Genomic DNA, 15,189 nt, shown 5'->3' on the forward strand with positions numbered 1-15,189 from the left:
AAAATGGCCTAAAAAGTAGGCCATTTAAACTAAGTAATTAGGTAGTTACTTGTATTAGAATGAAGCTGTGAAGCTAATATAAGGGCTTCGGCCTGAAGTGTCATAACCAACACCTAATGGGATATTAGTATTAGAGAAAGAACCACTTGGATCTACTTTTGGTGGAGCCTCATTAAATACGTTGCGAACACCAAAATTAACTTTATAAGCATCGTTAGACCATGTTAAGCCCACATTGTGAACAAAATAGTCATCGGTAAAGCCTACAGGACGACACTTAAGTGCATCTCCGTTTGCATCGGTTAAGCCACGACAACCAGCAGTACCTTCTTCAAATTCACCTAAGTCATCTTCATCTTCGCGGCCTTTTCCAATGAAGCGAGTTTCCCAGTTAAATCTAAAATCAGAATACTTAAGTTGAAGACGAGCAGAACCACGCCACTCAGGTGAGTCAGGCTCGCCCATATTATCATCTATAGTACCGAGTACATCGTATACTTGTTCAGTCATGCGCGTAGCTTGTAAGTCTAATGTAATACCTAAGTTTTCTTCTGCTATTACAGTGTCCGTTTCAAAGTAAACATTGTAATCAAAGCCTTTAGAAGAAATTAAGCCAATATTAATAAAGCTAGCATCAACCATATCAATCTGACCGTTAGAATCTCGGCCAATTCTATTACAGAATGCTTCGTTTCCGTCGGCAGAGTAACATTGACCGATACTATAACCAGCACTTGGCTCTGCTATGCTATTTGTAACTTCAATATCAAAACGAGTAAGTGAGAATGTTAAATCAAACTCTTCAGAAAATGGTTGTTCAAAAATTAGACCATACGTTTTTGCAACGGATGTTTCTGGCGTAAGTTCTGTTGTGCCACCTGTTTCTATTTCTGCACTGTAAGTTGCAGTGTAAGAGTCTGTACCATTTTGGCCTAAACCTAATGATGTAGGATCAACACCAGATGCTTGACACGCATTCAAGACAGATGTGTCGCGAGTTTCTTCGGCTGCATTATATGTTGCTGCTGAACCAGGGTTTAATGGATCAATATTTCGTGCATCTTCAGGTACAACACAAGGATCTGCAATTGTATTAAAGCCCGATGTACCATTTAAAAAGCGTTCACGAAGGTTTGGAGCTCTATAAGAAGTCCCTTTTGTTGCTCGAAGCGTAAACCATTCAACAGGACGGTAGATTGTTTTTATGCTGTATGTTGATTCTGCATCATAAAAAGATTCTTCAGAAACACGGCCTGAAGCGGTGAATGTAAGTTCTTCTGCACCTTTAACACCTTTAAGTAATGGAAATTCAAACTCTGTGAAGATTTCTTTAAGATTTCGAGAGCCATCAGCGCCTTGGTCAGCAAAGTAACCCCAAAGCAAGCCTTCAGCAGTTGCTGCATTTGGATTTGATTCAATTTCGTCACGACGGAATTCAACACCAACGATGCCGGCTACGGTCTCATTATTCCAAGGTAAATTGAAGAAGTCTCCACCCATAAATGCATTAAAGACAAACTGATTTACTTTTGTTTCGATATCACGATCGATAAATAAGTATGCAGCTTCCTCTGGTGATAATGTACCACCACCTTCTTGGAAGATACTATCAGCAAATAAGTTAACTGGCACACAGCCATCTGAACCTGTTCCACAGGTAATTGTCCCATCGTCATTAAGTACTGATGTTTCTAAAGAGTAAATAAGACGCTCTTCGTTGATACCAACACGATGGTCGGTTCCTTTCGAAGCACTATAAGATGCTGATGCATCATAATACCAGTTATTTAAGCCAATGTTTTCAAACATGCCTAAGTTACCAGTAACACCCGATACGAGACGATATTGCGATACTTCTACCTGTGTTTGATCACGGTCGCCACGAATATTAATAATTGGCTGTACAGCTTCTGGACCACCAGGGCCTACACCTAGAACACCAAAACAATCTATTCCGTTAACGCCACAAGGGTTATATGGGTTAGATGCTGCAACTTGTTGAAATATCTGAGCTCCAGGGCTAAATATTGGAGACTCACGTTTTGCATATAAACCTTCGTAATAGAAGGTTGTATCATTATCATCTTGGAAGTTATACTCACCATTAAGCATTAATGATACGCGTTCATTTTTGCTTCTGTAATCACCGCTTTTGTAGTAATCAGACTGTTGGAAAGCATATAGAGGGTTTTGAAAGTCAACATCACGGAAACCGTCACCATCTCCGTCAACAAATACACCATCATTAATACCATCACCATCAAAGTCACCTGCAACCCATGATGGGAAAAACCCTTCAAGACTCGCAGGAACTGTTGATTCACTGAAGTTAGGAATCCCTGTGTTTGTAAAACCTGGGGTGTAATAAACACTACCAAAGAACGATGGGACACTAATACGATTTGTAAGAGGGAAAATATCACATGAATCTTCACCGCTAGCAACAGGACCATAACCACTATTTCTAGTAATGATTGAGCCATCTTCAGCTTCCCATATACGTTCTTCACAGCCTTTAACAAAAGGGTTTCCAGATAAAGATTGTGATTGCTGCTCTGAATATTCTACACCTACAGTGATAAAACCATTATCCATGGTTGTACCCCACATCCCTGAAAGTACGGTTTCTTCACCGCCTTCACCTTTAGGTTGTCGGTACGATGCATCAAATGTAAATCCTTCAACATCTTTTTTCAAAATAACGTTTGCTACACCGGCTACGGCATCAGAACCATATACAGTAGAGGCGCCGTCAAATAAGTTTTCAACTCGTTCAACCATAACGCCTGGTATTAAATTTAGATCAGGTGACGTTGGAGCGCCACCCACACCAGCAGGAGCCATACGACGTCCGTTAATTAAAACGAGAGTTCTTTCAGCACCTAAGCCACGAAAACCTATAGTTGCGGCACCTGGACCATTGTCTAATACAAACCCGCCAAATGTGTTATCAATTTGCGTACCTGCTGCTTGGCTAGTTGATTGTAGCATTGAGCCCGCATCAAACAGTCCCATTTCACGCGATAAGTCACCGTTTATGATTTGAATTGGAGATGCATTAGAAAACTCAGCTTTTCTTATTCGTGAACCAGTTACTACAATTCTTTCTGGCGCTTCTTCTTCTAATTCTACATCAGATTTTTTTTCATCTTGCGCAAACACGCTGGGTGCTATAGCAACAGAACCAAGCAATAAAGAATATCTTATTGCATTTGATAAGGTTTTGGTTTTAAACATATTGAATTTCCCTAAGTATTGTTTTTATCTTTTTTAAGGTTACATTTTATTAATGAAGCCAAAACTAATTTACAATTAATATACATTTATGTAAACTTTTTTTTATTAACATATGTCCCTATTATTACAATAGTGAAATATTATTTTTTACAGGGTTGTAATTATGTTGCTATTTAATTAGTGGGGCATATTGAAATGCTTAAAAGTAATATATTAAATGCTCTCAGTTTTAATCTAAGCAATTTTTCAAGAATTTAATTTTTTACAAAACTCAAAATGTACAGTTTTAAACGACTAATTACGATTAAGGCTTTAAATTTGAGTTAATAAACCGAAGGCAAAGATTGGTAATTTTATACTTTTGAGTCAATTGATTGCATTAAAGAGCTTCAGATGAAAGAAGTACTTTGTGATTTCTTAAGAAGAATAGTTAAAATACAATTAAGTAGCCCTCATTTTGTTTGATAGGCACTTGATTTTAGATCAAGCTATAAATCAATATATACAACTTTACAGAGCTAGTCGAAAAGCTTAGATTTTAATGTTAACTCACAGAGTTGATTTACTTATTACTTTGGGAGGTCGAAGGTTAGATACATAGCATAACTCACCAATTTAATTTCTGTACTACGTACAACGATGTAAAACATTTGACATGTAAAGTACTAAATTATAAGTCTCAAACTAACAAGTCATAACACAACACTTAAAACATCATCATCAAAATACTTTAAATGTCTAACCGAAGATAAATAAAATCTTTGCACCTTACAGTCAGTAGGTGTTTAAAAAGCTTTAGGAGCTGGATTGGCTGATCAATCAGTTCTCAAACTTATAAAAAATAGTCTTATTGTATAAATACCATTGAAGACTCCATAAGTAGAAAAATAGTTATCGAAAACATCTTGACATAATATGTCATGGTAGTTACTTTTAATACATAATATTAAAAGGAAAACTAAAATGGAAATTTGGAATTTATTTACTGCTTTTATTGTGCAATTAATCACCTTTTTTACTCAAGAAGTGGGCGTAAGCCAAGCGGTTGCAATTATTTTGTTTACCGTTATTGGACGATTAGTTTTAATGCCGATTAACCTTGTTGCTATGGTTAACATGGTTAGAAATAAAAAAGCAATTGCCGCACTAAAACCTGAGCTAGATAGCATAAAGAGCAACTATAAAGACCAGCCCAGTGAAATCGCAAAATTAACTATGGCGCTGTATAAAAAGCACAACATTAAGTTTATTGATAAAAAAAGTGTGATTAATATGGCAAGCCAAGGGGTATTTGGCCTTGGAACTTTTCAAGCTCTGCAACAAATTGTATTGAATAGTAAATTTGCTTGGATTACCAGTATTGCAAAGCCTGATATTGCGATTTCGTTATTAGTGGGGGCTATTACATATTTATCTATGATGATGATGCCAGGTAGCGCAGAACAAACCAGCACCTTATTGTTCCTAATTCCCGCAATTATTTGTGTGGTTACTCTCGTTAATTTTCCTTCTGCAATTGGTTTGTACTGGGCTACATCCAGTAGTACTAGCTTGTTGCAGTCATTATTAGTAAATAAGTATTTTAAAAACCATCAGCCGCAGCATCCTTTATAAAGGTCGCTAAACAAAGGAATGACGATAATGAATATGTGTTATCAGCCCACAGCCGATTTGATGGCATCGGCATTGTTAACCTACACCAACATGCGTGAATATTATGAGCAGTATGGCGTTGATTGGCAGCAACATAAAATATATGAACAAATAGTAAACCTTGAAAATTGGGATATTGTGGTAAATGGCGATGTAGTGGGTGTAATGCGCTTGGCTTTCGATGATAAGGGTTGCTATATACGTGACTTACAAGTAGATGCTGCGTTTCAAAATATGGGTATTGGTGCAGCAGCAATTAATGAGTGTGCTCGTTTAGCAGTGCTCCGAGGTGCTATGCAACTTAGGCTTCGGGTTTTTAAAATAAGCCCTGCGCACAAGCTTTACACACGTTCAGGTTTCAGCATAGATAAAGAAGACGACAGATTTTATTATATGTCTAAAAGCTTAGTTTAATAACTGTGACTTTTATTTTAAAAATCAATGTTGCTCAGTCACTGTAGATTAATATTCGCTCATTCAAACTGCTATCCCGACAATTTAATAAAATAGTTATGGATAGATTATGCGCTTTTATACAAACAAAACAGCCACATTGAGTGTTTGCTTTTTATTGCTTGGCACAGGTTTTATGCTGATAGAAAACAGTGTGTATCAATATGTTGATCATAATGGTGTTCTACATGAAAGCTTGTTTATGCCCTTGAGCATACTGTGTTTTGCTGTGGGAGTTCTTTTTGTGGTTAGTTTGTTAGCCCGAAAAGTATTCGGGCTATTTAAAAGTGCTAGGGCAGATGGGCATTAACCGCTGCTGTTATTACTCATTATTTAAGTTAGCGGGTTCTAATAAGTTAAATGTCGGTAAGCGCCATTTAAAGCGTACCGACGCCATACGAATTAAATAGCCTACTACTAAACTTGCAACTACGCTGATATTGTCATCAATGTTGTAGTGGTGCAGTGCTAAGTATAAACAAGCAACAATAAGCGCTACGCTTGCGTAAAGTTCATGATGAAGTACTAATGGCGCTTGTCGACAAATTAAATCACGCAATAATCCACCAAATACGCCGGTAACTATAGCTGCGACAACACAAATTCCATAGTGCAAACCCATATTTAGCCCAACTTGGCAGCCAATTATACTAAACGCTGCAAGCCCTAAGGCATCTAGACGCATGAATATGCCTTTAAATTTAACCACCCATTTGGCCAACCAAGTGGTTACAATACCCGCCACGCATGTGATCAGTAAATATTCTGGGTATTTAACCCACGTTAACGGGTAATTGCCAAGTAAAATATCGCGTACGCTGCCACCCCCAATGGCTGTGGCACTGGCTACTAGCATAACCCCAAACCAATCCATGTTTCTGCGCCCAGCGCTGAGTGCACCGGTCATGGCTTCTGCTGTAATTCCGATGATGTAAACAATAGTGAGTAGCATGAAATAGTCACTTAAACTTTTAAGAGCAAAAATAAAAGTGCGATTGTAGAGATAAAATAGTGCATTGACGAGTGAAAAATTACATTAAAAACAGCTGCTTTCAGATTAAAAAAACTAATGTGATAGCGAGGTGTGAATAGCCTGTTAATGTAACGAGAGCGCCGGCTTTAGTATTGAAAGCAAAAAGGACAAATGACCGTAAAAATGCAATAAAGCCTGAATTAATTTAAGGTAAAAGAGCGCTGTTGCCTTTAATTTTGTTGCTTCTTAAAAGCGGTTTTATTGAATGTATTAACTTGAGCCGCGCGCAATTAAACGCGGTGGCAGCAGGGTGCTTTGTACTTGCTCACCACGAATTAATTTGAGTAAGTTTTCAACTAACATTTGCCCCGCTATAGTGGTGTTTTGCTCTATGGTTGTCAGCGGCGGGTTAATGTAACTTGCAATAGAAATATTATCAAAACCTATTACGGCTACATCTTTTGGCACGTTAATATTGGCTTCTTTTAGCGCGCGTATTGCGCCTATGGCAATCAGATCGCTGGCAGCAAAAAGTGCATTAAAAGTAATATTATTAGCAATTAAAGAGCGAGTAGCATGGTAGCCAGATTCTTCGGTAGAAATTGCGTTGGCAATCTTACGATCATTTAAGGTGACACCGTTTTGCTGGAGTTCGTCTTTAAAGCCATTAAAACGGGCAAAAAACTCAGGGCTGTGATCAGAGGCATCGCCAATAAATGCACAATCAGTTCGGTTATGCGCCAGTAAATGCTCAGCGGCAAGTTTACCACCGCCATAATTATCGCAACTTATGGTTAAATCAGGGCGGTTATCAACGCTTGCTCCCCAGCAAACAAATTTAGTGTTTTGTTCAAGCAAGGTATTAAATTTTGGTTGAAAATCAATGTAGTCGCCATAGCCTAATAAGATTATTCCATCTGCTCGATGGCTGTCTTCGTAGTCTGCTTGCCAATCAGCGCTGGCTGATTGAAATGAAACAAGTAAATCGTAACCCTCTTTTGCGCAGGCACGAGTAATACTGCCCAGCATGGCTAAAAAAAACGGATTGATTTGTGATTCATCTGAGGTTGGGTCTTCAAACAACAGCAATGCTAGGGTACTGCTTTGTTGAGTGCGAAGGTTACTGGCGTTTTTGTCTACTTTGTAATTAAGTTTTTTAGCAATATCGTGAACACGTCTTCGTGTTTCGTCATTTACCAGTGGACTATTTCGTAAAGCACGGGAAACTGTAGATTGAGACACCCCAGCATAGTGGGCTATATCAAACGAGGTGGCTTTACCTTTCATCACGATTACTTACTTAAGAGGACAATAAGGGGATATTCTCGTTTATTAGTGATTTTTTTCAAGCTTATTTGTCAATAAAGGCATTTTTTTATTGATTTTTTCATGACACCGGTGTCACAATAAGGGCGTTTTATCATTTTGTTGTCAAAACGTATTAGCTACCTTTATTATTAAAGGTAGCATTTTTTTACAGTGATAGCTGCTTTGAGGTGATAGCTCAAAGTAAATAAGTATCAATGATACCCCATTAAAATAATAAGTACTCATTACTTAAACAAAAGAGATAACACTATGGGTTTACACTCTAGCACACACTTTGATCCTATTCTGGTTGCTGATATTGGCGGCACAAATGCTCGTTTTGCGTTGATCACTGGGTTCGACGAATCAAGTAATCAATTTACCATTGAGCATAATCATACTTTTCCCAGTGCTAACTATGGATCGCTCGAAAGTGCTACCGAGTACTACTTATCAACAGTGTCTCATATAACCCCTAAACGCGCATGCCTTGCAGTAGCAGGCCCTATAAATGCAGGGCAAGTTCATTTAACTAATTTAGGTTGGCACTTTAGCGTTAATGATTTTAAACACCACTTTGACCTTGCTCAATTAAGCGTTATAAATGACTTTGCTGCTTTTGCCTACGCAGCACCGTATTTAGACCCTTCACAAAATGTCACTGTTAAACCTGGTCAAGCGGATGAGTCTGCCAATATAGGTGTAATGGGTCCAGGCACTGGTTTTGGTGCAGCGTGCTTAGTGAGAACCGCACATTCGTGCGCGGTGATGAGTTCAGAAGGCGGGCATATTTCCTTAGCAGCCGTTAATCAACTCGACGCTCAACTTATTCAAGAACTCAAAAAAGATCACCCTCATGTATCGGTAGAAACGGTATTTTCGGGCCCTGGCATTGCTCATTTGTATAAAGCCATGGCTGCGGTTAAAGGGGTGGCGGCAAAAAATTTAGATGCCGCACAAATTAGCAGCTTAGCCAATAGCGGTGAATGTGAAGTGTGTGATGCAACGCTTAATCAATTTTGTGACTGGATTGGCAGTGTTGCGGGCGATTTAGCATTGGCCTACGGCGCCTTAGGCGGCCTTTATATTGGCGGNCGGTGGAATTTTACCACGCATGCAAGCTCGTTTACTTGAAAGTCGTTTTATTGAGCGCTTTTCGCAAAAAGGTATTATGTCGCAGTACACAGGTCAAATTCCGGTGACGTTAGTAACACAAGACAACATACCATTAATTGGAGCTGCCGCTTGTTTACATACGAGTCAACAGGATTAATCGCTTTGCATAGGTTTGGAAATAAATAGATGAAAAAAGTCACTATAAACAGCGTTGCCAGTCATGCAGGTGTTTCTAAAAAAACCGTATCGCGAGTACTCAACAATGAGCCTAATGTCAGTGCAGCTACACGCGAAAAAGTGTTAGCCGTATTTAAGGAGCTAGATTACACCCCAAACCCAATTGCACGCGGCCTTGCACAAAATCGCAGCTTTATCATTGGTTGCATTTACGATAACCCTAGTAAAAGTTATATCACCCGTGTGCAAACAGGCGCACTGGCTGCCTGCCAAGAGAACAACTATAACTTGCTTATTCATCCTTGTGAGCTCAGGGGCGATGCACTCATTAACAATATTGAGCAGTTATTGCAGTCATCACGCCTTGACGGTTTAGTATTAACCCCGCCATTTTGTGATTTTGGCGAGTTGGTAGATTTTTTAAAGTCGAAAAAAATCCCTTATGCTCGAGTCGCTTCTGCAATTTTAGATGATGATTCTATTTCTGTGACCAGCAATGACGAGCAGGGGGCGTTTGAAATTACCGAGCATTTAATAAATCTAGGACATACCTCCATAGCGTTTATTAAAGGTCACCCAGATCACAGTGCCACTGAGCAGCGTTTTAAAGGTTACAGGCGCGCATTAACAACTCATGGCATTGAATTTAACGAACGCTTAGTTGAAGAGGGTAACTTTAGTTACCATTCAGGAGTAGACAGTGCGCGTAGTATTTTAGATTTATCGCCACGTCCTACTGCTGTATTTGCATCAAACGACTACATGGCAGCGGCAGTGCTCAAATTAGCCACGCAGCGTAACTTACGTGTACCTGATGATATTTCTATCGCTGGGTTTGATAATGCACCAATAGCGCGCCACATTTGGCCTGGGCTGACCACCATAGCGCAACCTGTAGAAGAAATGACAAAACAAGCCGTTACGCAATTGATCACCCATATTATTGAGCCGCAAGAGTCACCATATAAAGTGATTTTAGAAGCAAAATTAATCACGCGAGAGTCAACTGCAGCCGTAAAATAAAACCCTTTTTTCACAGTAGCCCGAGTATGAGTGACGCTTACTCGGGCTTTTTTTTGTCTGTACTTTTAATTTTCATTATTTGCTTGCTGGTATTTCACTAAAAATTCACGTTTATTTATTGTACATGTTAAAAAAATTGGCTATTTTTATGACTCAGGGTTGACACCGGTGTCAATGTCATGAGTTAATACCCTGACACCGGTGTCAGGGTTGTTGTGAGAGGCTCCCTGGTAGCGTACCTTTGAACGGGTAAGTCAAAGATGCTCAGTACAGTTATTTTCGTGGAGTCTATAATTGTTACTGAGCCTTTATCCTCTAACGAATAGAGATGAGTAAAATTATGTTGCACCCTCGAATTCAAGAAGTCACAGAGCGCGTTATTGAGCGCAGTAAACAAACCCGTCAAGCCTATTTAGATCGTATTTCGCACGCAAAAAAACAAACAAGAGTTCGTGCTGGATTAGGCTGTGGCAATATTGCTCATGTAATGGCTGCGTGTAGCAGCGATGACAAAGCGCGTTTAAAAGCAGACGAGGTGCCAAACCTTGCAATTATCAATTCATATAACGACATGTTATCTGCACATGTGCCTTACAAAGAATACCCCGATTTAATTAAAAGCATTGCCACTAAATTTGACGCCACCGCGCAAGTTGCTGGCGGTGTACCTGCGATGTGTGATGGTGTTACGCAAGGGCGTGATGGCATGGAGCTATCGCTTTTTTCTCGTGACGTTATTGCTATGTCTACTGCGGTTTCGTTATCGCATGACGTGTTTGATGGTGTGTTTTGTTTAGGTGTATGTGACAAAATTGTCCCAGGCCTATTAATTGGTGCTTTATCATTTGGTCACTTACCTGTGTATTTTTTACCAGCAGGGCCTATGCAATCAGGTATTCCAAACAAAGACAAAGCACGTGTTCGTCAAAAGTTTGCACAAGGACTGGTATCTCGTGAAGAGCTACTAGAAGCTGAAAGCGCTTCTTATCACAGTGCGGGTACCTGTACGTTTTATGGTACCGCTAACTCAAATCAAATGCTGATGGAAATAATGGGCTTACACTTACCAGGTAGCTCGTTTATAAACCCATACACAGAACTGCGTGATGGCTTAACCGGTAATGCGGTTGAAACCATGCTTAAGCAGCTTACTGAAAACAAAGATGGCCCGTGTTTAGCGGATGTGATCAGCGAAAAAACCATTATTAACGGCTTAGTTGGCTTGTTATCAACAGGTGGCTCAACCAATCATGCAATCCATATTGTGGCGATTGCTAAAGCGGCCGGTATTCAAGTTACATGGAAAGACATGTCTGATTTATCAGCGGTTGTTCCATTACTGACGCGTATTTACCCTAATGGCTCAGCAGATGTTAATCACTTTCAAGCAGCCGGCGGAATGGGCTTCTTAATGCGTGAATTAGCAGGTGCTGGTTACCTTCATACAGACGTAACCACTATTTTAGGCGAAGGTCTTGTACCTTACATGTGTGAGCCACTACTCGATAAAGACGATAACTTGATTATGAGTGATGCGAACGGCCCAAGCAAAGTTAAATGGGTAGCGTGTCCAGAAAACTCACATGATGAAGAAGTACTTCGCCCAGTAAGTAACCCATTTAGTAAGCAAGGTGGTTTACAGCTACTAACGGGTAACTTAGGTAAAGCGGTTATTAAAGTCTCTGCGGTTGCAGAATCTCATCAAGTGGTGTCGGCTCCGGCTAAAGTATTTAGCTCACAAGGTGAGTTACAAGATGCCTACAGCCGTGGCGAACTTAACCAAGATTTTATTGCTGTACTTAAAGAGCAAGGGCCAAAAGCCAAAGGCATGCCTGAGCTTCATAAGCTCACACCGGTAATGGCAACATTACAAGATCAGGGCTATAAAGTGGCTATTGTTACCGACGGTCGTATGTCGGGCGCATCAGGCAAAGTACCAGCGGCAATCCATTTAGCACCTGAAGCGGTTGAAGGTGGGATTATTGCTAAAATTCATGAAGGCGATATTGTTACTCTAGATGCGCCAAATGGTATTTTAAAACTGCATGTTAGCGATGAAGAGCTTGCACAGCGTGAGCCGCAAATTAGCCAAGCAAGCCAAACGTTTGGTACAGGTCGTGAATTATTTACTGGATTTAGAAACATAGTAAGCAGTGCCGATTTAGGTGCAAGTGCTTTTGGACTTGAATAATAATTAGCCATATTGGGTAATGAGGAACAAGTAATGAGTATTGAAAAAATCTTAGCATCGGCACCGGTAGTGCCAGTGGTGGTAATCGAAAAATTAGAAGATGCAGCACCACTTGCAAGAGCGTTATATAACGGTGGCCTAAAAGCACTTGAAATTACACTGCGTACACCCATTGCAGCTGAGGCTGTAAAACTAATGAAAGCAGAAGTGCCCGAAGCTTATGTTGGTACAGGTACTGTGGTTGATAAAGCAAGCTTTAACGCATCAGTAGAGGCGGGTGCTGACTTTATGGTAAGCCCAGGTGTTAGCGATGAGTTATTAGCGCTGGCAAAAGAGTCTACTATTCCATTTTTACCCGGTGCAGCGACCCCAAGCGAAGTGATGAACTTAGCTGCTCATGGTTTTAAGTTCTTAAAGTTTTTTCCTGCAGAAGCTGCAGGCGGTGCTGCTATGCTTAAATCTATTGGCGGCCCATTACCTGATATTACTTTTTGTCCAACCGGTGGCATTAGTTTAGCAACCGCACCTGATTACTTAGCACTTAACAATGTTATTTGTGTAGGTGGTACCTGGATGTTAGATAAGCAACTTATTGAAAATAAAGACTGGCAAGCTATTGAAACGCTTGCTCGCCAAGCATGTGAAGTTAATAGGAGTCAAAAATGATTAATGTAGCAATTAATGGCTACGGCCGAATTGGTCGTAATGTATTACGTGCACTGTATGAATCAGCGCAAAATAATGAAATTAAAATTGTGGCTATTAACGATTTAGCCCCAGCCAATGTAAATGCTCATCTGACTCAGTTTGACTCAGTACATGGTCGTTTTTCACAGCAAGTAACGCTTAAAGACAACACCATGTTAATTGGCGATGATGTGATCACCTTAACGCAAGAACGCGATCCTGCGAATTTACCGTGGAAAGCACTAAATGTTGATATCGTACTTGAATGTACGGGGTTATTCACGTCACGCGAAGCGGCTAATAAGCATATTGAAGCCGGTGCTAAAAAAGTAGTGGTATCGGCACCTGGTACAGATATGGATGCAACGGTAGTTCATGGTGTAAACAGCGATGTAATTAATGCCGATAGCAATATCATCTCAAACGCGTCGTGTACAACTAACTGTTTAGCACCAGTGGCCAAAGCAATAAACGATACGGTAGGGATTGAACAAGGTAGCATGACTACTATTCACGCTTATACCAACGATCAAAACTTATCCGACGTATACCACCCAGATTTATACCGCGCGCGTAGTGCGACTCAATCTATGATCCCAACTAAAACGGGCGCTGCTAAAGCGGTTGGTTTAGTATTGCCTGAGCTGGCAGGTAAATTAGATGGCATGGCGGTACGTGTACCTACAATTAATGTGTCGTTAGTTGATTTAACGTTTATTGCTAAACGTGACACAAGCATTGAAGAAATTAACCAAGTGGTTAAAGCAGCCTCAGAAGGGCCAATGAAAGGTATTTTAGAGTACAACGAGCTGCCGCTTGTTTCTATCGACTTTAACCATAACCCAGCTTCATCTATTTTTGATGCAACGCAAACACGTGCTGATGGTAAATTAGTTAAAGTAATGGCGTGGTACGACAACGAATGGGGTTTCTCAAACCGCATGTTAGATCAAGTTAAAGCGCTGGGTGCCTATTTATAAATTTTCCGTGTAGTTAATTTAGCTTTATCCAGCCAAGCCACGCATTGCGTGGCTTTTTTGTGTTTTAGTTAGCCCAAAATTTGCTAGAATATGCGCACTAGAATAGGGACTGCATATTATATTAAGGAAAATAATGCTAAAACACGTCACTAAAAAAATATTTCGCACCAGTCACTTGCAAATTGGTGAGGGTAATATCAGCGGTTATATTGCTTGCTTTTTGGCAATATTAAGTTGCTTGGGAGTGCTTGCATTCCACTTCCCTGAATATTTAACGACTCCAGAATTGCGTAAAAGTTATAGCGTCGAGTTTTTACGTCAACTTATGTTTGTTGCCCTTATTATTTCAGGAAGCCTGGGTTTACTTAATTTTGTACGAAATACCAATAAGCGCTTGGGGGCGACTGCGTGGTTTTTTATTTTGCTGGCAATTGGCTTTGGCGGCCCGAATGTTGAAGTGAATGACTTTGCAGATAACACCCCTTATATTGGCTTAGATTGGTTTATATTAGGGGCTGTTGATCTTTGTAGTACATATATCAATCAGCCCACATTGGTAGCCACATCATAGTAAATGCTAAAGCGAGCATTGAATGATAATTTCGTTCAAGCTTTTCATACCGCGTGGCTATCCCTCTATATTGCTTAATACGGCCAAATGCATTCTCAACCAAGTGCCGATATTTATACATGCACCAGTCAATATCTTCATTGCCTACTAAACTGTTGCCCTTACGTGGAATAACGGGTGTAGCGTTATTATCACGAACAAACGCTCTCAGTTTTTCACTGTCGTAGCCTTTATCTGCGACAACCATATTACTTGTTGGGCAATTAGCTACGAGTGACTCTGCATGGACGATATCATGCGTATTTCCACAGGATAATTCATAATAAACAGGCAACCCTCCGCTATCGACTGCAAGATGAATTTTCGTAGAATTTCCACCTCGGCTCTTTCCAATTGATTCATTGTCAGCAGTTCTTGCACCGCAACTATGTTGATGAGCCCTGACAATACTGCCATCAATGAAGACCCAATCCATGTCCGCATCACGAGATAATGCGCGAAACAGTTCATTCAAAATCCCTTTTTTGGACCATAAATTAAACCGTCTGTAGATAGCACTCCAACGGCCAAAATCAGAAGGTAAATCTCGCCATGGAATACCTGTGCGCATCTTATACAGTATGCCTTCGAGCGTTTTTCTATGGTCGGGCTTATTATAAATTCGACCACTTAAGTACATTACTTTTGATAAGACATTCCATGTCCCGTCTGTTAGCATTAATCTTGGCATGTAGGTTCGGTGTAAAGTTTTCTGGCGAATTCAATTATACCTTATCTTCATGCTGTTTGTTTTTCATACCACAAAGATCAACACGCCCTA

At 40.1% G+C, this 15,189-nt stretch carries 11 protein-coding genes and 2 pseudogenes; 9 read left to right on the forward strand and 4 right to left on the reverse strand.

Annotation, left to right across the window (positions count from 1 at the left end):
* Window positions 1-54: 54 nt before the first annotated feature.
* The gene (locus L641_RS0109565) at window positions 55-3,237 is read right to left on the reverse strand and encodes a TonB-dependent receptor (protein WP_024601777.1); all 3,183 of its coding nucleotides are present in this window, start codon (window positions 3,235-3,237) and stop codon (window positions 55-57) included.
* Between the two features lie 963 nt (window positions 3,238-4,200).
* Between L641_RS0109565 and yidC the strand changes: the two genes are divergently transcribed.
* The 3 genes from yidC to L641_RS0109580 all read left to right on the forward strand — a co-directional run bounded on the left by yidC (window position 4,201) and on the right by L641_RS0109580 (window position 5,653).
* The gene (gene yidC, locus L641_RS0109570) at window positions 4,201-4,851 is read left to right on the forward strand and encodes a membrane protein insertase YidC (RefSeq protein WP_013464816.1); all 651 of its coding nucleotides are present in this window, start codon (window positions 4,201-4,203) and stop codon (window positions 4,849-4,851) included.
* A 27-nt stretch (window positions 4,852-4,878) separates the two neighbouring features.
* Window positions 4,879-5,304 (forward strand): GNAT family N-acetyltransferase, encoded by a 426-nt coding sequence (locus L641_RS0109575; RefSeq protein WP_013464817.1) that lies wholly within the window; start codon window positions 4,879-4,881, stop codon window positions 5,302-5,304.
* 109 nt (window positions 5,305-5,413) lie between these two features.
* Window positions 5,414-5,653 carry a DUF3955 domain-containing protein gene (locus L641_RS0109580; RefSeq protein ID WP_013464818.1) on the forward strand — a complete coding sequence of 80 codons (240 nt, stop codon included), beginning with the start codon at window positions 5,414-5,416 and terminating at the stop codon, window positions 5,651-5,653.
* Between the two features lie 12 nt (window positions 5,654-5,665).
* On the opposite strand, the gene L641_RS0109585 is transcribed toward L641_RS0109580, so the two are convergent.
* Window positions 5,666-6,295: a trimeric intracellular cation channel family protein gene (locus L641_RS0109585; RefSeq protein ID WP_024601778.1), complete on the reverse strand. Its 630-nt coding sequence runs from the start codon at window positions 6,293-6,295 to the stop codon at window positions 5,666-5,668.
* A gap of 291 nt (window positions 6,296-6,586) precedes the next feature.
* Window positions 6,587-7,603 (reverse strand): LacI family DNA-binding transcriptional regulator, encoded by a 1,017-nt coding sequence (locus L641_RS0109590; RefSeq protein ID WP_013464820.1) that lies wholly within the window; start codon window positions 7,601-7,603, stop codon window positions 6,587-6,589.
* A 291-nt stretch (window positions 7,604-7,894) separates the two neighbouring features.
* On the opposite strand from L641_RS0109590, the pseudogene glk reads away from it, so the two are divergent.
* The 6 genes and pseudogenes from glk to L641_RS0109620 form a co-directional block, all read left to right on the forward strand.
* Window positions 7,895-8,897: pseudogene (glk, locus tag L641_RS22295) on the forward strand (glucokinase).
* A gap of 29 nt (window positions 8,898-8,926) precedes the next feature.
* On the forward strand, window positions 8,927-9,940 hold the full coding sequence (locus L641_RS0109600) for a LacI family DNA-binding transcriptional regulator (RefSeq protein ID WP_008110549.1): 1,014 nt from the start codon (window positions 8,927-8,929) through the stop codon (window positions 9,938-9,940).
* A 340-nt stretch (window positions 9,941-10,280) separates the two neighbouring features.
* Window positions 10,281-12,131 (forward strand): phosphogluconate dehydratase, encoded by a 1,851-nt coding sequence (edd, locus tag L641_RS0109605; RefSeq protein WP_024601779.1) that lies wholly within the window; start codon window positions 10,281-10,283, stop codon window positions 12,129-12,131.
* 33 nt (window positions 12,132-12,164) lie between these two features.
* A complete protein-coding gene (gene eda, locus L641_RS0109610; RefSeq protein WP_013464823.1) occupies window positions 12,165-12,797 on the forward strand; it encodes a bifunctional 4-hydroxy-2-oxoglutarate aldolase/2-dehydro-3-deoxy-phosphogluconate aldolase in 633 nt (210 codons plus the stop codon).
* Window positions 12,794-13,798, forward strand: a complete 1,005-nt coding sequence (gene gap / locus L641_RS0109615) for a type I glyceraldehyde-3-phosphate dehydrogenase (RefSeq protein ID WP_013464824.1) — start codon at window positions 12,794-12,796, stop codon at window positions 13,796-13,798. Before eda ends, gap begins: the two co-directional genes overlap by 4 nt.
* Window positions 13,799-13,931: 133 nt before the next feature.
* Window positions 13,932-14,309: pseudogene (locus tag L641_RS0109620) on the forward strand (sterol desaturase family protein); the annotation flags it as partial.
* A gap of 28 nt (window positions 14,310-14,337) precedes the next feature.
* Here L641_RS0109620 and L641_RS0109625 read toward each other — a convergent pair.
* Complete coding sequence (locus L641_RS0109625; protein ID WP_024600859.1) at window positions 14,338-15,099, reverse strand: IS5 family transposase; 762 nt, start codon at window positions 15,097-15,099, stop codon at window positions 14,338-14,340.
* Window positions 15,100-15,189 lie beyond the last annotated feature (90 nt).

Origin of the sequence: Pseudoalteromonas sp. TB41 (assembly GCF_000497975.1) — a bacterium.
GTDB classification, from domain to species: Bacteria; Pseudomonadota; Gammaproteobacteria; order Enterobacterales; family Alteromonadaceae; genus Pseudoalteromonas; species Pseudoalteromonas tetraodonis.

What these genes read in the sequence shown, in the direction of transcription:
- L641_RS0109565 (WP_024601777.1), bottom strand. Translation starts at nt 3,237, where the DNA reads ATGTTTAAAACCAAAACCTTATCAAATGCAATAAGATATTCTTTATTG.
- gap (WP_013464824.1), top strand. Translation starts at nt 12,794, where the DNA reads ATGATTAATGTAGCAATTAATGGCTACGGCCGAATTGGTCGTAATGTA.
- L641_RS0109625 (WP_024600859.1), bottom strand. Translation starts at nt 15,099, where the DNA reads ATGCCAAGATTAATGCTAACAGACGGGACATGGAATGTCTTATCAAAA.
- L641_RS0109590 (WP_013464820.1), bottom strand. Translation starts at nt 7,603, where the DNA reads ATGAAAGGTAAAGCCACCTCGTTTGATATAGCCCACTATGCTGGGGTG.
- L641_RS0109575 (WP_013464817.1), top strand. Translation starts at nt 4,879, where the DNA reads ATGAATATGTGTTATCAGCCCACAGCCGATTTGATGGCATCGGCATTG.
- edd (WP_024601779.1), top strand. Translation starts at nt 10,281, where the DNA reads ATGTTGCACCCTCGAATTCAAGAAGTCACAGAGCGCGTTATTGAGCGC.
- yidC (WP_013464816.1), top strand. Translation starts at nt 4,201, where the DNA reads ATGGAAATTTGGAATTTATTTACTGCTTTTATTGTGCAATTAATCACC.
- L641_RS0109580 (WP_013464818.1), top strand. Translation starts at nt 5,414, where the DNA reads ATGCGCTTTTATACAAACAAAACAGCCACATTGAGTGTTTGCTTTTTA.
- L641_RS0109585 (WP_024601778.1), bottom strand. Translation starts at nt 6,295, where the DNA reads ATGCTACTCACTATTGTTTACATCATCGGAATTACAGCAGAAGCCATG.
- eda (WP_013464823.1), top strand. Translation starts at nt 12,165, where the DNA reads ATGAGTATTGAAAAAATCTTAGCATCGGCACCGGTAGTGCCAGTGGTG.
- L641_RS0109600 (WP_008110549.1), top strand. Translation starts at nt 8,927, where the DNA reads ATGAAAAAAGTCACTATAAACAGCGTTGCCAGTCATGCAGGTGTTTCT.